Raw genomic sequence first — 13421 nt, forward strand, 5'->3', positions numbered from 1 at the left:
ACTCTCTGACCTGCTCAATGTTCATACCCACTCAAAATTCACTTCTCCGGCACCAATCTCAAAGTGGTATTTGGCAATGCCTAAATCCATCTTTGTATAGCCAATCATGGAGAATCCTTTCTTTGCTCTAACTTGATGGCGATTGTTACTTGTACCGACATATTCAAATGAAAATTTCTGCTGATTTACGGCTGTTGGAGCAAGCAAGGCTGCTTTAACACCTTTTTTGAACCATAACGGTGTGATGTCACTCACATTGCTCACTTGTTCGACGGTCTTGATCTTATGACCGACACCTTGCGTCTCACCATAGCCGATGGCAATGTAACAAGCAATCTTCTCGTCTTCGCCAAGCTCATACGTTCCTGACACCTTGGAGTAGGAGAGACCCACCCAGCAGGTGTTCAGTCCGAGAGTCTGAGCCAGCAGTACCAATTGCTCGCCATAATAGCCTACGCGCTCATCCAAGTCATCAGCTTTCTGTCCTGCCATGACGATATAGTTGCCTACATTACGGAACTTCCCATATTTGGCCATCGTTCCTAAGAATGCCTTCGGCTCGTTCTGAAGAAGCTGTATATGCAACTTACCCTCACGGTTCAGTACCGCGATTTTCTCTTCTAGCACCTTGACTATATTCTCTGCCAACGGCTGTTCCTTATATGCCCTTACACTGTGACGGGCTTCAATAGCTTCTTCTAGGGTCATTTCACAAAACATATTAAATCTGGGTGTAAAGATACGAAAAAATGAAGAATTATTGCTATCTTTGTGCCAAGAATTGAGAATTATTAGGATTTGATTCAGAAACAGATATCTACAGAGAATGCTAACGATGGGCAATTGAAACAGCTCTACGAAACGGCATTTCCCAAGGAAGAACAGATTCCCTGGGATGACTTGGTGCGACTAATTGGTGAGATGCTTCTTGACTTCACAGCCTATTACGAGGGAGAAGAGTTTATCGGCTTTACGATTGTCTATCCCAGACCCTCGTTTAACTGGTACTGGTATTTCGCCGTTAAGGAAGAACTGCGAGGGAAAGGTCTTGGTCAGAAGATTCTTAATCAACTGATAGAACGTTATAAGGGACAGTCATGTGTCCTGGACATGGAGTCACCTCGTCAGGAGTGTGACAACAAGGAGCAAAGGCAGCGCCGCCATGAGTTCTATCTCCGTAACGGGTTCCGCGATACTAGTGTCTATCGCTGTTGGGACGACTTGGAAATGACCATTATGATGATAGGGCCAGGAACGTTCACCCTACAGGATTGGGAGGAGATTGTTGGAGAATTAAGGAAATATTGGACATGGGATAAAAATAAGGATTAACTGCATGAGTGAGTTTCGTGAAATGAGGCGCAAGCGCCAACAGCTTTCAAAAGAGGAAAGCATCGCAATATTGGAGAAAGCAACGGCAGGAACACTGGCATTGCTTGGTGATGATGACTATCCCTATGCCGTTCCTATCAGCTATGTATATCATGAAGGAAAACTGTATTTCCACAGTGCTCTGGCTGGTCATAAGGTGGATGCTATCCGCAAGTGTGAGAATGCTTCGTTCTGCGTCATCGAGCAGGATGATGTGCAGCCGAAGAAGTACACCACTTTCTTCCGTAGCGTGATAGCATTTGGCAGAATCCATATCATCGAGGATGAACAGGAGAAGTTGGAAACAGCCCGAATGCTTGGCAACCGCTACAATCCAAACGATGACGAGAACCTGCAAAAGGAAATAGAGAGTGGCTTCGCCCGTATGCTAATGATACGCTTTGACATCGAGCATTTGACGGGCAAGGAGGCAATTGAATTGGTAAGACAAAGAAATATATGACAGAAAAAGAGAAGATGTTGGCGGGCGAAATTTATTCCGCTGTTGACCCGCAGCTGATAGAAGAACTGACGGAAGTTAAGGAGATAATCCATGACTATAACCTGTTGCGCCCGTCGGAGAAGGAGGAGGCAAGGGAGATCCTGAAAGGTCTCTTGGGACACATCGCTGATGACAATATTCTGATTAACCAGCCCTTCTATTGCGACTATGGCAAGCAGATTAGTGTGGGCAAGCGGTTCTTTGCCAACTTCAACTTCACCGTGCTCGACGAAGCACGTGTCACCATTGGAGATGACTGTTTTATCGGCCCTAATGTAAGCATCTACACGGCCAGCCATAGTACAGACCCCGTGGAGCGCAACAGCCGTAGAGAGTGGGCAGAACCAGTCACCATTGGCAATAATGTATGGATTGGTGGCAGTGTGACCATCCTGCCTGGTGTGACAATTGGTGACAACGTGACCATAGGTGCAGGTAGTGTAGTGACGAAAGATATTCCTTCGAACTCCATTGCAGTAGGCAACCCCTGCAAAGTAGTAAAGACTATATGACACTACGTGAACTCATAAATTCAGTAGATTCTGAGCAGTACAGCGAATCAACGTTGTACCAGAAGCTACGTGAGACGAAGCCTGAGTATGGTTCCAATAGACGTATTCAGGTTAAGTTGGTAAATGGTGAGGTCGCTATTACCAACGTTCACGTCGGCTCGTTGGGCGATATTCTTACTTACCAGATTGATGTGGCTCCAGACCTGCAGGTTACGAAGATGCAACTGTTGGATGAAATCCTCAAAGAGATGGCTTCGAACACCTTCAGCGATGAAGAACAGGCAGAGTTCTGGGATGACTTCGATAACCTGCAAAAAGCAAAGATAGTAAGATGACTGACTACGATTCTATATGGCGCACGCAAGATGAGATTCGAACGGTGGTGAATGCCGTTCTGGGTGAATGTATCTGGAATCTCAGCTACAGCGAGCGACGTATGGCCATTGAACTGGAGTTGACTGTCACCCTTGATGATGATGCTATCGGCAATCTCTGCTGCCAATTCTCAATTACTGCCGACTACGAGGGCATCGGCGCAAAAGGATCGAAATTCGCATTCTATCTTTGAATGCCTAAATAATCGAAGTCATTGACCTTTGTCGCTTAGCAAGGCTAAGAACTTATCTGGCCAACAATTCATAATCAGCTTGTTTGGGAATTCCGTTTCTGCCAGCAGCGGATAGAGTCGTTCATAATCGGCTATCTGGAAAGAAATGTCGTATGAGCCTGAAATATTTGTATCAATAAACTTACGGAGTGTCTGAGTGTCGCAACATTCAGAATACACGTCTGAATGTCATGCTTGGTTATTGATAAACCTTGAAAATCAGCAGTTTATATATCTTTTTGATAATGTGTGAGTCTTATTTTAGTAGTTCCACTTTTGGATATGATTACCAATTTTGCGCCAATATTTCCTGTTTTAACATAAAACCGTTGGAATTTAAGTTAACGTCTTAATTTAAGGATAAAAAGAAAAACCTTGTAAGTTGTTGACCTACAAGGTTTTATGAGGGTGCCCGGTGGGACTCGAACCCACGACATTCAGAACCACAATCTGACGCTCTAACCAACTGAACTACGGGCACCATTTCTGAATTGCGGGTGCAAAGGTACGGAGATTTTTTTAATCTACCAAACATTTGATGTAGTTTTTTATAAAAATTTAGTTTTTGGTTAAAAATGTATAACAAAGAGAGGCCGCTCGCGCGCGTTTCAATTATTCTTTGTAATTTTGCAGCCGTGAAGATAAAAGAAGTGCTGAGCGCCCTTGAACGTTTCGCGCCTCTGCCCTTGCAGGAAAGTTGGGATAATGCTGGCTTGCAACTGGGACTGACAGAGACGGAGGTTTCAGGGGCATTATTGTGTCTGGACGTGAACGAACGTATCGTTGACGAGGCTATGGCGAAGGGTTGCAATCTGATTGTAAGCCACCATCCGCTGTTGTTTCGTGGCTTGAAAACCATCAGCGATCTGACCGACGTTCAGCGCACCGTGATGCGTGCTATTAAGCAGGGCATAGCGGTGGTATCGATGCACACCAATATGGATAATGCCCGTGGCGGCGTGAACTTTAAGATAGCCCAGAAGCTGGGTCTGCAGAATGTGGCGTTTTTCGCGCAGAAGCAGGTTGACGGCATTGAGGCTGGCAGTGGGGTAGTGGGCGAGTTGCCCGAAGCGATGGCTGCCGACGACTTTATTATTGGTGTGAAGAAAGCCTTTGGTGTGGAGTGTGCGATGTGCAACGAGTTGCTGCGCCGTCCCATTAAGCGCGTAGCCATCTGCGGTGGTGCGGGCGATTTTCTGCTCGACGAGGCCGTTGAGAATCAGGCTGATGCGTTTATTACTGGCGAGATGCACTACCATCAGTACTTTGGCTACGAGCAGCAGATACAGATTTGCGTGATAGGTCACTATCAGAGCGAACAGTACACTGCCGAAATCTTTGAGGAGATTATCCGGAAAGAGTGCCCCGGCGTAAAAACCTGCATAGCCGAAACATGTACGAATCCAATATTGTATATTTAAATAAATTAGTAGAATTATGGCAAAGAAAGATCCATCAGAACTGTCAGTTGAAGAGCGCCTGAAGACGCTGTATCAGTTGCAGACCGCCCTCTCGGCTATTGACGAGAAGCGTATGTTGCGCGGTGAGCTGCCCCTGGAAGTACAAGACCTGGAAGACGAGATTGAGGGTTTGACCACTCGTGTTGAGAAGATTGCAAACGAGATTGCGGACTACCAGAGAGCTATCAGCCAGAAGAAGGGCGAGATTGCCGATGCCGAGGCCAGCGTAGAGCGCTATAAGGCTCAGCTGGATGAGGTTAAGAACAACCGTGAATACGACACACTCTCGAAGGAGATTGAGTTCCAGACACTGGAAATTGAGCTGTGTAATAAGAAGATTCGCGAGGCTAACAACAAGATTGCCGACAAGCAGCGTGAGCAGGAAAGCAGCGAGGCCCTGATTGCAGAGCGCCAGAGCGACCTGGAGGTTAAGAAGAACGAGCTTGAGGAGATTATGGAAGAGACTCGCGTAGAGGAGGAGAAGCTGAAGGAGCAGGTTAAGACACTCGAGGCTAAGATCGAGGGCCGTTTGCTTACTTCGTTCAAGCGCATCCGTAGAAACGCTCGCAACGGTCTGGGTATCGTTTATGTACAGCGTGATGCCTGCGGTGGTTGCTTTAACAAGATTCCACCCCAGCGCCAGTTGGATATCAAGATGCACAAGAAGATTATTGTTTGCGAGTACTGCGGACGTATCATGATCGACCCAGAGCTGGCAGGCGTTAAGATCGACAAGGCAACAGGTGCTACCGAGGAGAAGAAGGGTCGTGCAAAGCGCTCTATCCGCAAGACTTCGATCTCGAAGAAGTCGACCGATGCCAACGATATGGAATAATCGGAAATGTTATAAATTCTGATAGTCGGGGATATCCTCTAAAAAGTAATATTTTTGGTTGGCATAATCCATCTTACAGCAAATGTGCTGCATGCCGTTGCTAACTATCAGATAATCTACCTTCAGCAAAAGATTGTAAGCCGATATTTGGTTGAACGTCTTTTGCTGAAGTTTTATTTGTGGGGCTTTGTACTCGATAATCATCTGTGGGGCTGCCACCTTATTATATAATACGGTATCGCAACGCAGACGCTTCTCGCCCACGCTCAGTTCAATCTCGTTGCCCATCAGTCCGGCTGGGTAACCCTTGTGTTCAACCAGATAATGCACAAAATGCTGGCGAACCCACTCCTCGGGTGTCAGCGCTACGTATTTTCGGCGTAAAAAGTCGAAAATTACCTGTTTATTGCCCTGCTGGGCTATTTTTATTTCGTATGTAGGGAGGTTTAATCGAAACATTTTTGTAAATTTGCAGGCAAAATTACAAATAATAAATGAAATAGCAACATGGCTGAGGCAAAAAATGTGAGTTTTGAGAGCATAATGCGCGATTTAGAGGCTGGAAAATTTGCGCCCGTCTATTATCTGATGGGCGACGAATCGTATTATATCGACAAGATTGCCGATTATATAGCCGACCATGCATTACGCCCTGAGGAACGTGATTTTAACCAGACTGTGGTGTTCGGATCGGACGTAAATGCGTCGCAGATAGCCGACCTGGCACGCCGCTATCCTATGATGGCCGAGCGCCAGGTGGTGATAGTAAAAGAGGCGCAGAATATTAAGAATACCGAGGCTCTTGAGCGCTATTTTGCGCAGCCTATGGCCAGCACCGTTTTGGTGATGTGCCATAAGAACGGCAAGGTTGACGGTAGAAAATCCGGGTACGTGAAGGCTATCAAATCGCACGGCATACTGTTTGAGAGTATGAAACTCAAGGATAGAGAGTTGCCAGGTTTTATTGAGAACTATCTGAAAAAACGCCAGATCAGGATTGATGCAAAATCGGTTCAGATGATAGCCGAGAATATTGGCGCCGATTTGAGTAGACTGACAGGTGAGCTGGATAAAGTGATCATTTCGTTGCCCGAAGAGAATAGGGTAGTGACCCCACAGGTGGTTGAGGAGCAGATTGGTGTGAGCAAAGAGTTTAATGGATTTGAACTTCGCGATGCCATTGTGAACCGAAATGTTTTTAAGGCAAATCAGATAATAAAATATTTTGACGAAAATCCAAAGGCTGGTTCCATCTACTCGTTTCTCCCTTTGCTCTTTAATTACTTCCAGAATTTAATGATTGCGTTTTACGCGCCAAATAATAAGAGCCAGGAGGGCGTTGCAGAGTGGCTGGAATTCAAAAATCCATGGCAAGCCAAGGACTATATGACGGGTATGCGAAACTACTCTGGAATGAAGGTGATGCAGATCATTTCGAAGATGCGAGAGATTGACGCCAAAAGTAAGGGTCTGGATAACCCAAATACACCTGCTGGAGAGCTTATGAAAGAACTGATTTTTTACATTTTGCACTAATTTAGGGCAAAATGTTATTCTAGAATTTATAAAAATGGCGCTTTTGATGAGCGCCTTTTTTATGCCTAAATGTCTGTAAAATAGGGGAGTTACGGCATTTTGTACCCTCTCAAAACTCGCGTATTTCCAATTTTTCGACCGATGGTTCAGAATACGCGAGAAATGGCAAAATCTGGAATTTTGGAGCTTGTGGAATTCGATGTTCACATTTATTAGGATTTAATTCCGTTGATTTAAATTCTTAAATCCGAATACCTGTTTAGGAATTTATTAATTTATGGATGTTGATTTTAGGATTTAAAAGGTTAAATCAGATATTTGAATTTGGATATTAATATCTAAATATTATGATTCTGTTTTGTATATTGATATTTATGCATACTAATTATTGTGCATTTAAATGGTTAAATATCAATTAGTTATGTAATTTATTTATAAATACCTTGCAGAAATAGCCACCTTATTAAACCGAAAGCTGCAAAAGAGGTTTTAAAAGTATAAAGTTTATGTAACTACCTTATTTATACCCAATTAGTTAGCTTAAAACATTAAAATAAGCCTTTGTACAGATTTATAATCGCAAATTTAGGTTTAAAAATATAAAGCCCCGATTTATTCCTAAACATCTTTTGGTTCACAAATATAAAACTATAAACTAAAATTATAAAATCTTAAATTGTATCTACATTTGTTGTATATTTCAATTTTTTGTTTTACCTTTGTAAACTGAAAGAAAACAGGGCCTAATAGCCCCATTAAGCACTTAGTTACAGCAATGAAAGATAGAATCAGGCAAATTATGGAGAGCCAGCACATGACTCAACAGCTCTTCGCCGACTACATCGGTCAGAGTCCAGCTACCCTTAGTAGCATCTTCAACGGTCGTACTCGTCCTACCCTAAACATCGTTGAAGCCATCAAAAAGAAAATTCCTAACATCAATACCGATTGGTTGATGTTTGGTTCGGGTGACATGTATCTGCCCCAAAACACTCCCGATCAGGATCTGTTTTCGGAGGCTGAATGTACCCCTGGTACCCACCCTATCGAGCAAAATCTGATGTTGAATTTTGATGATGCACCTGTACAAGCCCCCCAAAATGTGGCTCAGCAGCCCCAAAATTATAATAGTGTACGTAATACACACCAAGAAATTGTTCGCGAGGAGGTAAAATTCGTTGACAAACCGCAGCGTAAGGTTATCGAGATTCGTGTGTTTTACGATGATCAGACATGGGATACTTTTGTACCTGCGAAGAAATAAAGTTTTGTGGTTTCAAAAAATAATAGTACCTTTGTACCCGAATTAAAAATTTGAAGTATGAAGAAGTATATACTTGACCTCAAGGTGAAGCAGGTAGAGCAGATTCATCAGCGTTATGTACTTATAAAACTAACTGATGATAAACCTCTGCCCGATATGCTGCCCGGTCAGTTTGTCGAGGTGCGTGTAGATGGTTCAACATCTACCTTTTTACGCCGCCCCATTTCCATTAACTTTGTTGATCGCAACGCCAACGAGCTTTGGCTGTTAGTAGCTACCGTTGGCGACGGAACCCGAACATTAGCTAAACTGCAACCTGGCGACACGCTTAACTGTGTGCTGCCATTAGGCAACGGCTTTACTGCTGCCAAGGCTGGGGAAAAGGTGCTGTTGGTTGGTGGTGGCGTAGGAGTGGCCCCACTGCTGTATATGGGTGCCGAGATGAAGCGCCAGGGTATTGAGCCTACCTTTCTGTTAGGAGCGCGTACGGCTAACGACCTGCTGATGCTGCCTATATTTAATATGTACGGGCGCGTGTACGTAACAACCGAGGACGGATCGATGGGCGAGAAGGGTTTTGTAACTAATCACTCGCTGCTGAGCGAGGAGCGTTTCGACCGTATCAGTACCTGTGGCCCTACGCCGATGATGAAGGCTGTGGCTCGTTATGCCCGTCAGAATAGCATCGACTGTGAGGCCTCGTTAGAGAACCTGATGGCTTGCGGACTGGGTGCTTGCCTGTGCTGCGTAGAGAAGACTACCGAGGGCAATTTGTGTGTTTGTAAGGATGGACCCGTGTTTAATATTAAGAAACTGTTATGGCAAGACTAAATGTAAAGATTGCTGACTTGGAGCTGAAGAACCCTGTGATGACTGCATCGGGTACTTTTGGCTACGGATTGGAGTTTGCCGACCTGATGCCTCTGGATGGTATCGGTGGTATTATTGTGAAGGGAACCACCCTGAATCCACGTGAGGGAAACGACTATCCACGTATGGCCGAAACAGCCAGCGGTATGCTGAACTGCGTAGGACTGCAGAATAAAGGCGTAGATTACTTCTGTGAGCACATTTATCCGCAGATTAAGGATATAGATACCAATATGATTGTAAACGTGAGCGGATCGAGTCCTGAGGATTATGCTGAGTGTGCTGCCCGTATCGATGCATTAGAGAATATCCCTGCCATCGAGCTGAATATCTCGTGTCCTAACGTAAAGGATGGAGGTATGGCCTTTGGTGTTACCTGTGTTGGTGCTGCCAGCGTGGTAAAGGCTGTGCGCCAGCGTTACCACAAAACGCTGATAGTAAAGCTGAGTCCTAATGTAACTGATATAGCTGAGATTGCGCGAGCTGTAGAGGCTGAGGGTGCTGATAGCGTTTCGCTGATTAATACGCTGATGGGTATGGCTATTGATATCGAGAAGCGCAAAACGCTGTTGAGCATTAATACAGGCGGATTGAGTGGCCCTTGTGTAAAGCCTGTGGCGCTGCGTATGGTATGGCAGGTGGCTAAGGCCGTTAAGATACCTGTAATAGGCTTAGGAGGCATTAGTAGTGCCAAGGATGCCATCGAGTTCCTGATGGCTGGCGCAACGGCCATCGAGATAGGTACAGCCAACTTCCTGGATCCGGCAGTAAGTATCAAGGTGAGGGACGGCATTAACGAGTGGCTTGATGCACACGGCTGTAAGGATGTTAGCGAAATCATAGGGGTTATTTAACCCCTTTTTTTTGTGCCGTATAGATAAAAATTTGGGGGCTACCAATCGGCAGCCCCCAACCAACACAAAAACTAAACTAGACTTAACTAAAGCAATTCCGGGGTTTTCCCAAATCCCTGATTGCGGTGCAAAGATACGCATAGTTTTTGAAACTACCAAATCTTTTTTGCATTTTTTTGCAATCGGGGTGTCCTTTTCTATAAAATTACCGCATTTCGCAGTAAAATATAGTCTAAAATTGTCATTGCAGCCATCGATTCAACAACTGGTACTGCTCTGGGCAAAACGCACGGATCGTGGCGCCCGTGAGCAGTGAAAGTGGTGGCATTTCCTTCCTTATCTACCGTTTGCTGTTCGGTAAGAATTGTGGCTACTGGTTTAAAGGCCACACGGAAGTAAATGTCCTGCCCGTTGCTGATGCCGCCCTGAATGCCGCCACTGTGATTGGTTGTGGTGGTGATGGGCTGCTGATCGCCAGTTGATGGTACGAACACGTCGTTCACCTGACTGCCGCGCATGGTGGCACTGTTGAAACCATCACCATATTCAAAGCCCTTAACGGCATTGATGCTGAGCATGGCCTGACCTAACGAGGCGTGCAACTTATCGAACTCAGGCTCGCCTAAGCCTATGGGGCATCCCTTAATCACACAAGTAATGATACCGCCAATGGTGTCGCCCTCGGCCTTTACCTTTGCTATCAGCGCCTCCATTTCGGCTGCTTTCTGCTGGTCGGGGCAACGTACGGCGTTAGTCTCGGTAAGACTAAGGTCGTAGCGGCTGTAATCCTTATCAAGTGCAATATCGCCTACCTGTGATGTGTAGGCCTGAATACTGATTCCCTTCTGGCGCAATACCAGTTTGGCCAATGCGCCGCCCACGCAACGGCTGATGGTGATACGTGCCGATGAACGGCCGCCACCACGATGATCGCGGATGCCGTACTTCTCGAAATACGTGTAATCGGCATGCGATGGACGGAAAAGATTGCGCATATTCTCGTAATCGTTGGAGTGCTGATTGGTGTTACGAACGATGAATCCGATGGGGCAGCCTGTAGATTTGCCCTCAAACACGCCGCTCAGCAGTTCTACACGGTCGGCTTCCTGTCGTGAGGTGGTGATAGCACTCTGACCAGGGCGACGGCGATTCAGTTCGCTCTGAATAAACTCCATGTCGATGTCGATGCCGGCTGGCATGCCATCAATCACGCCGCCAACGGCCTCGCCATGACTCTCGCCGAAGGTTGTGAGTGTGAATATGTGTCCAAATGTGTTGCGCATAGGGGTAGGAGGAATTTTTTTATGGATTAGTGACAGTGTCCGCAACCGCAACCACAGCCATCGTCGTGGTGGTGATGCTCGTGATCGCAGCCTTCGTGATTGCAGCCCTCGTGGTCGCCTCCGCAGCCACCACAACCGCCGCATCCACCTGTCATATGCTTAATCAGGTGCTGAATCTCCTCGTCGGTAGCCTCGCGGTTCTCAATCACCTTACCCTTGAAGTTCAGGGTTTTGCCAGCCAATGGGTGGTTGGTATCAACGGTAACACCGTCTTCCTCGATCTTTACCACCTTAGCCATGAACTGATGGTCCTCGTTGTCCATCAGGGTGATAACAGCGCCCTCGAAGATGTTGTCGTGATCGAAATGACCGTTAACGGTAAATACCTCGCGGCTAACCTTGTGAACGCCCTCAGCTACATACTCGCCGAATGCCTGAGCAGGAGCCAGCTCGAAATCAAAGTCGCTGCCCTTTTCAAGACCCTTTACCTTCTCCTCGAAAGCATCGAGTGCTACGCTGAATCCGGTGATAAACTCAAATGGACGGTCATCGCCAGTCTGCTCCTCAAGCTCACTCTTGCCATCCTTCAGGCTGTACAACTGGTATACAACCGACATGAATCTGTTTTTTGTCTCTTCCATTATACCTATTATATATATATTTAGTTTCAGCCTGCAAAGTTACGCATTTTCTGCCAAATACACGAACGTTTAATTGGAAAAAGTAAAAAAATACTTATTTCTGCCTTTCTTTGATATGTATCAATAAAAGAGCTGTGTTCGCACACAATTACACAAAAATGCTTGTGAGTATCAAAAAAACGCCGTACCTTTGCATCGTCAAAAAGACAAAAGGATAACAAATTAAAGTATAAAAGTAGGTTGGCTGTAAAAAGTCACCGAGTAAAAAAAAGAAAGGGTAAAAAGATGAAAAAGATGATGATGACATTGGTAGCAATGCTGAGCATGACAACTGCATTTGCTGAGGGTGAGAACACTAACGCTGTAGCAAACGTAGAGGCTTACAAGATGGACGTAAACATGGATAAGCTCTCAAAGGTTCTGAACCTGGCTATCGACCAGCGCGAGGCTGTTGAGAACATCCACAATGTATTCAATACTGAGATCTCATATGCAGCTCAGGCTAGCAACAGCGAGCGCGAGGCTATGGTTAAGCACGCTATCGATACCGACGTTAAGCGTATGCGCTACGTACTCAGCGAGGATCAGATGCGTACATACCTGCTGCTGCTGAACACCACTATCAACAACCGTGGTTTGAACAAGTAAATTCGTAGTTTTTTAGTTATTATTGGTCATTCTTTATAGAGGCATTCCTTTGGGATGTCTCTATTTTTATGCTTAAAATTTGCAAATGTCGATTTTTTTTGCTTACTTTGCACGCTGAAAACGATAATAACTAAATAATATCATAACAAGGTATGAAGAAAATTAAGTTTTTACTCATGTCGATGGTTGCCGCTGTGCTGGTTAGCTGCGGTACCACAAGTACTGTGCCTATCACAGGACGTAAGCAGAATCTGATGGTTAGCGATGGTGAGATGCTGAGCCTGTCGACCCAGCAGTATCAGGAGTTTATGAAAACAGCCAAGCTTTCTACCGATGCCACCAAAACCGCTATGGTTAAGCGCGTGGGACAGAATCTGGCCAACGCTGTGGTAAGCTATCTGAATGCTAACGGTATGCAGAACGATGTGCAGAACTACAAGTGGCAGTTTAACCTGGTGGCCGATAAGCAGGCCAACGCATGGTGTATGCCTGGCGGACTGATTGTGGTTTACGAAGGTATCCTGCCTATCACACAGGATGAGGCTTCGTTGGCTATCGTGCTTGGACATGAGATTGCCCACGCTGTAGCACGTCACTCTGCCGAGCAGATGAGCACCCAGATCAAGCAGCAGTATGGTGTGCAGGGAGCAGGTGCTCTGGCCAGCATTCTGGGTGTAGGCAGCAATACTGTTGCCGTCGGTCAGGCTGTGGTTAGCTCTGGTATCAACTTGTTTAATCTTAAATACTCGCGTAGCCATGAGAGCGAGGCTGATTACATGGGTTTGATTTTTGCTGCGATGGCAGGTTATAATCCTGAAGCTGCTGTTACTTTCTGGCAGCGTATGGCATCGGCCAGCACCAGCAACACATCTGAGTTCCTGAGCGATCACCCATCAGATGCTACACGTATCAAGAACATTCAGGGATGGTTGCCCGAGGCTAAGAAGTACTACAAGCCAAAGACCACCACTACGGCTAAGAAGACAACCACCACAAAAAAGACTACAACTAAAAAAACTACAAAAAAGAAGTAAATAA

At 45.6% G+C, this 13421-nt stretch carries 17 protein-coding genes and 1 tRNA gene; 13 read left to right on the plus strand and 5 right to left on the minus strand.

What is annotated here, in order from left to right:
• Positions 1-21 precede the first annotated feature (21 nt).
• Positions 22-708: a nitroreductase family protein gene (locus BLR73_RS10530; protein WP_091861837.1), complete on the minus strand. Its 687-nt coding sequence runs from the start codon at positions 706-708 to the stop codon at positions 22-24.
• 90 nt (positions 709-798) lie between these two features.
• Between BLR73_RS10530 and BLR73_RS10535 the strand changes: the two genes are divergently transcribed.
• The 5 genes from BLR73_RS10535 to BLR73_RS10555 are packed head-to-tail and all read left to right on the plus strand — an operon-like array spanning position 799 to position 2953.
• Positions 799-1332, plus strand: coding sequence for a GNAT family N-acetyltransferase (locus BLR73_RS10535; RefSeq protein ID WP_091861840.1), 534 nt, complete (start codon positions 799-801; stop codon positions 1330-1332).
• Between the two features lie 4 nt (positions 1333-1336).
• Entirely contained in the window at positions 1337-1834 is a 498-nt protein-coding gene (locus BLR73_RS10540; RefSeq protein WP_091861843.1) for a NimIJ family nitroimidazole resistance protein, read from the plus strand.
• Positions 1831-2385: a sugar O-acetyltransferase gene (locus BLR73_RS10545; RefSeq protein WP_028903514.1), complete on the plus strand. Its 555-nt coding sequence runs from the start codon at positions 1831-1833 to the stop codon at positions 2383-2385. The genes BLR73_RS10540 and BLR73_RS10545 overlap by 4 nt, the downstream gene beginning before the upstream one ends.
• Positions 2382-2720: a hypothetical protein gene (locus BLR73_RS10550; RefSeq protein ID WP_028903513.1), complete on the plus strand. Its 339-nt coding sequence runs from the start codon at positions 2382-2384 to the stop codon at positions 2718-2720. Before BLR73_RS10545 ends, BLR73_RS10550 begins: the two co-directional genes overlap by 4 nt.
• The gene (locus BLR73_RS10555) at positions 2717-2953 is read left to right on the plus strand and encodes a hypothetical protein (protein WP_091861846.1); all 237 of its coding nucleotides are present in this window, start codon (positions 2717-2719) and stop codon (positions 2951-2953) included. Before BLR73_RS10550 ends, BLR73_RS10555 begins: the two co-directional genes overlap by 4 nt.
• Before the next feature lie 446 nt (positions 2954-3399).
• Here BLR73_RS10555 and BLR73_RS10560 read toward each other — a convergent pair.
• Positions 3400-3473: transfer RNA gene (locus tag BLR73_RS10560), tRNA-His, on the minus strand.
• Positions 3474-3627: 154 nt separating this feature from the next.
• On the opposite strand from BLR73_RS10560, the gene BLR73_RS10565 reads away from it, so the two are divergent.
• Both BLR73_RS10565 and BLR73_RS10570 read left to right on the plus strand, forming a co-directional pair.
• Positions 3628-4413 (plus strand): Nif3-like dinuclear metal center hexameric protein, encoded by a 786-nt coding sequence (locus BLR73_RS10565; protein WP_091861848.1) that lies wholly within the window; start codon positions 3628-3630, stop codon positions 4411-4413.
• A gap of 16 nt (positions 4414-4429) precedes the next feature.
• On the plus strand, positions 4430-5287 hold the full coding sequence (locus BLR73_RS10570) for a zinc ribbon domain-containing protein (RefSeq protein WP_091861851.1): 858 nt from the start codon (positions 4430-4432) through the stop codon (positions 5285-5287).
• Between the two features lie 9 nt (positions 5288-5296).
• Here BLR73_RS10570 and BLR73_RS10575 read toward each other — a convergent pair whose 3' ends face one another.
• Positions 5297-5746 (minus strand): type I restriction enzyme HsdR N-terminal domain-containing protein, encoded by a 450-nt coding sequence (locus BLR73_RS10575; RefSeq protein ID WP_013065492.1) that lies wholly within the window; start codon positions 5744-5746, stop codon positions 5297-5299.
• 48 nt (positions 5747-5794) lie between these two features.
• On the opposite strand from BLR73_RS10575, the gene holA reads away from it, so the two are divergent.
• The 4 genes from holA (at position 5795) to BLR73_RS10595 (ending at position 9811) form a co-directional block, all read left to right on the plus strand.
• Positions 5795-6823 carry a DNA polymerase III subunit delta gene (gene holA, locus BLR73_RS10580; RefSeq protein ID WP_041385583.1) on the plus strand — a complete coding sequence of 343 codons (1029 nt, stop codon included), beginning with the start codon at positions 5795-5797 and terminating at the stop codon, positions 6821-6823.
• Between the two features lie 775 nt (positions 6824-7598).
• Complete coding sequence (locus BLR73_RS10585) at positions 7599-8087, plus strand: helix-turn-helix domain-containing protein (protein WP_091861853.1); 489 nt, start codon at positions 7599-7601, stop codon at positions 8085-8087.
• Positions 8088-8144: 57 nt separating this feature from the next.
• Positions 8145-8918: a dihydroorotate dehydrogenase electron transfer subunit gene (locus BLR73_RS10590; RefSeq protein ID WP_091861856.1), complete on the plus strand. Its 774-nt coding sequence runs from the start codon at positions 8145-8147 to the stop codon at positions 8916-8918.
• Positions 8906-9811, plus strand: coding sequence for a dihydroorotate dehydrogenase (locus BLR73_RS10595; protein WP_091861859.1), 906 nt, complete (start codon positions 8906-8908; stop codon positions 9809-9811). The genes BLR73_RS10590 and BLR73_RS10595 overlap by 13 nt, the downstream gene beginning before the upstream one ends.
• A 197-nt stretch (positions 9812-10008) precedes the next feature.
• Here BLR73_RS10595 and aroC read toward each other — a convergent pair whose 3' ends face one another.
• Complete coding sequence (gene aroC, locus BLR73_RS10600; protein ID WP_091861862.1) at positions 10009-11094, minus strand: chorismate synthase; 1086 nt, start codon at positions 11092-11094, stop codon at positions 10009-10011.
• A 26-nt stretch (positions 11095-11120) separates the two neighbouring features.
• Positions 11121-11735, minus strand: coding sequence for an FKBP-type peptidyl-prolyl cis-trans isomerase (locus tag BLR73_RS10605; RefSeq protein ID WP_074761562.1), 615 nt, complete (start codon positions 11733-11735; stop codon positions 11121-11123).
• Positions 11736-12020: 285 nt separating this feature from the next.
• Between BLR73_RS10605 and BLR73_RS10610 the strand changes: the two genes are divergently transcribed.
• Together BLR73_RS10610 and BLR73_RS10615 are read left to right on the plus strand one after the other, a co-directional pair.
• Entirely contained in the window at positions 12021-12383 is a 363-nt protein-coding gene (locus BLR73_RS10610) for a hypothetical protein (protein ID WP_013065240.1), read from the plus strand.
• Positions 12384-12535: 152 nt separating this feature from the next.
• Positions 12536-13417, plus strand: coding sequence for a M48 family metallopeptidase (locus BLR73_RS10615; protein ID WP_091861865.1), 882 nt, complete (start codon positions 12536-12538; stop codon positions 13415-13417).
• Positions 13418-13421: the final 4 nt, after the last annotated feature.

The sequence above is a fragment of the Prevotella sp. khp1 genome, assembly GCF_900102205.1.
Taxonomy (GTDB): domain Bacteria; phylum Bacteroidota; class Bacteroidia; order Bacteroidales; family Bacteroidaceae; genus Prevotella; species Prevotella ruminicola.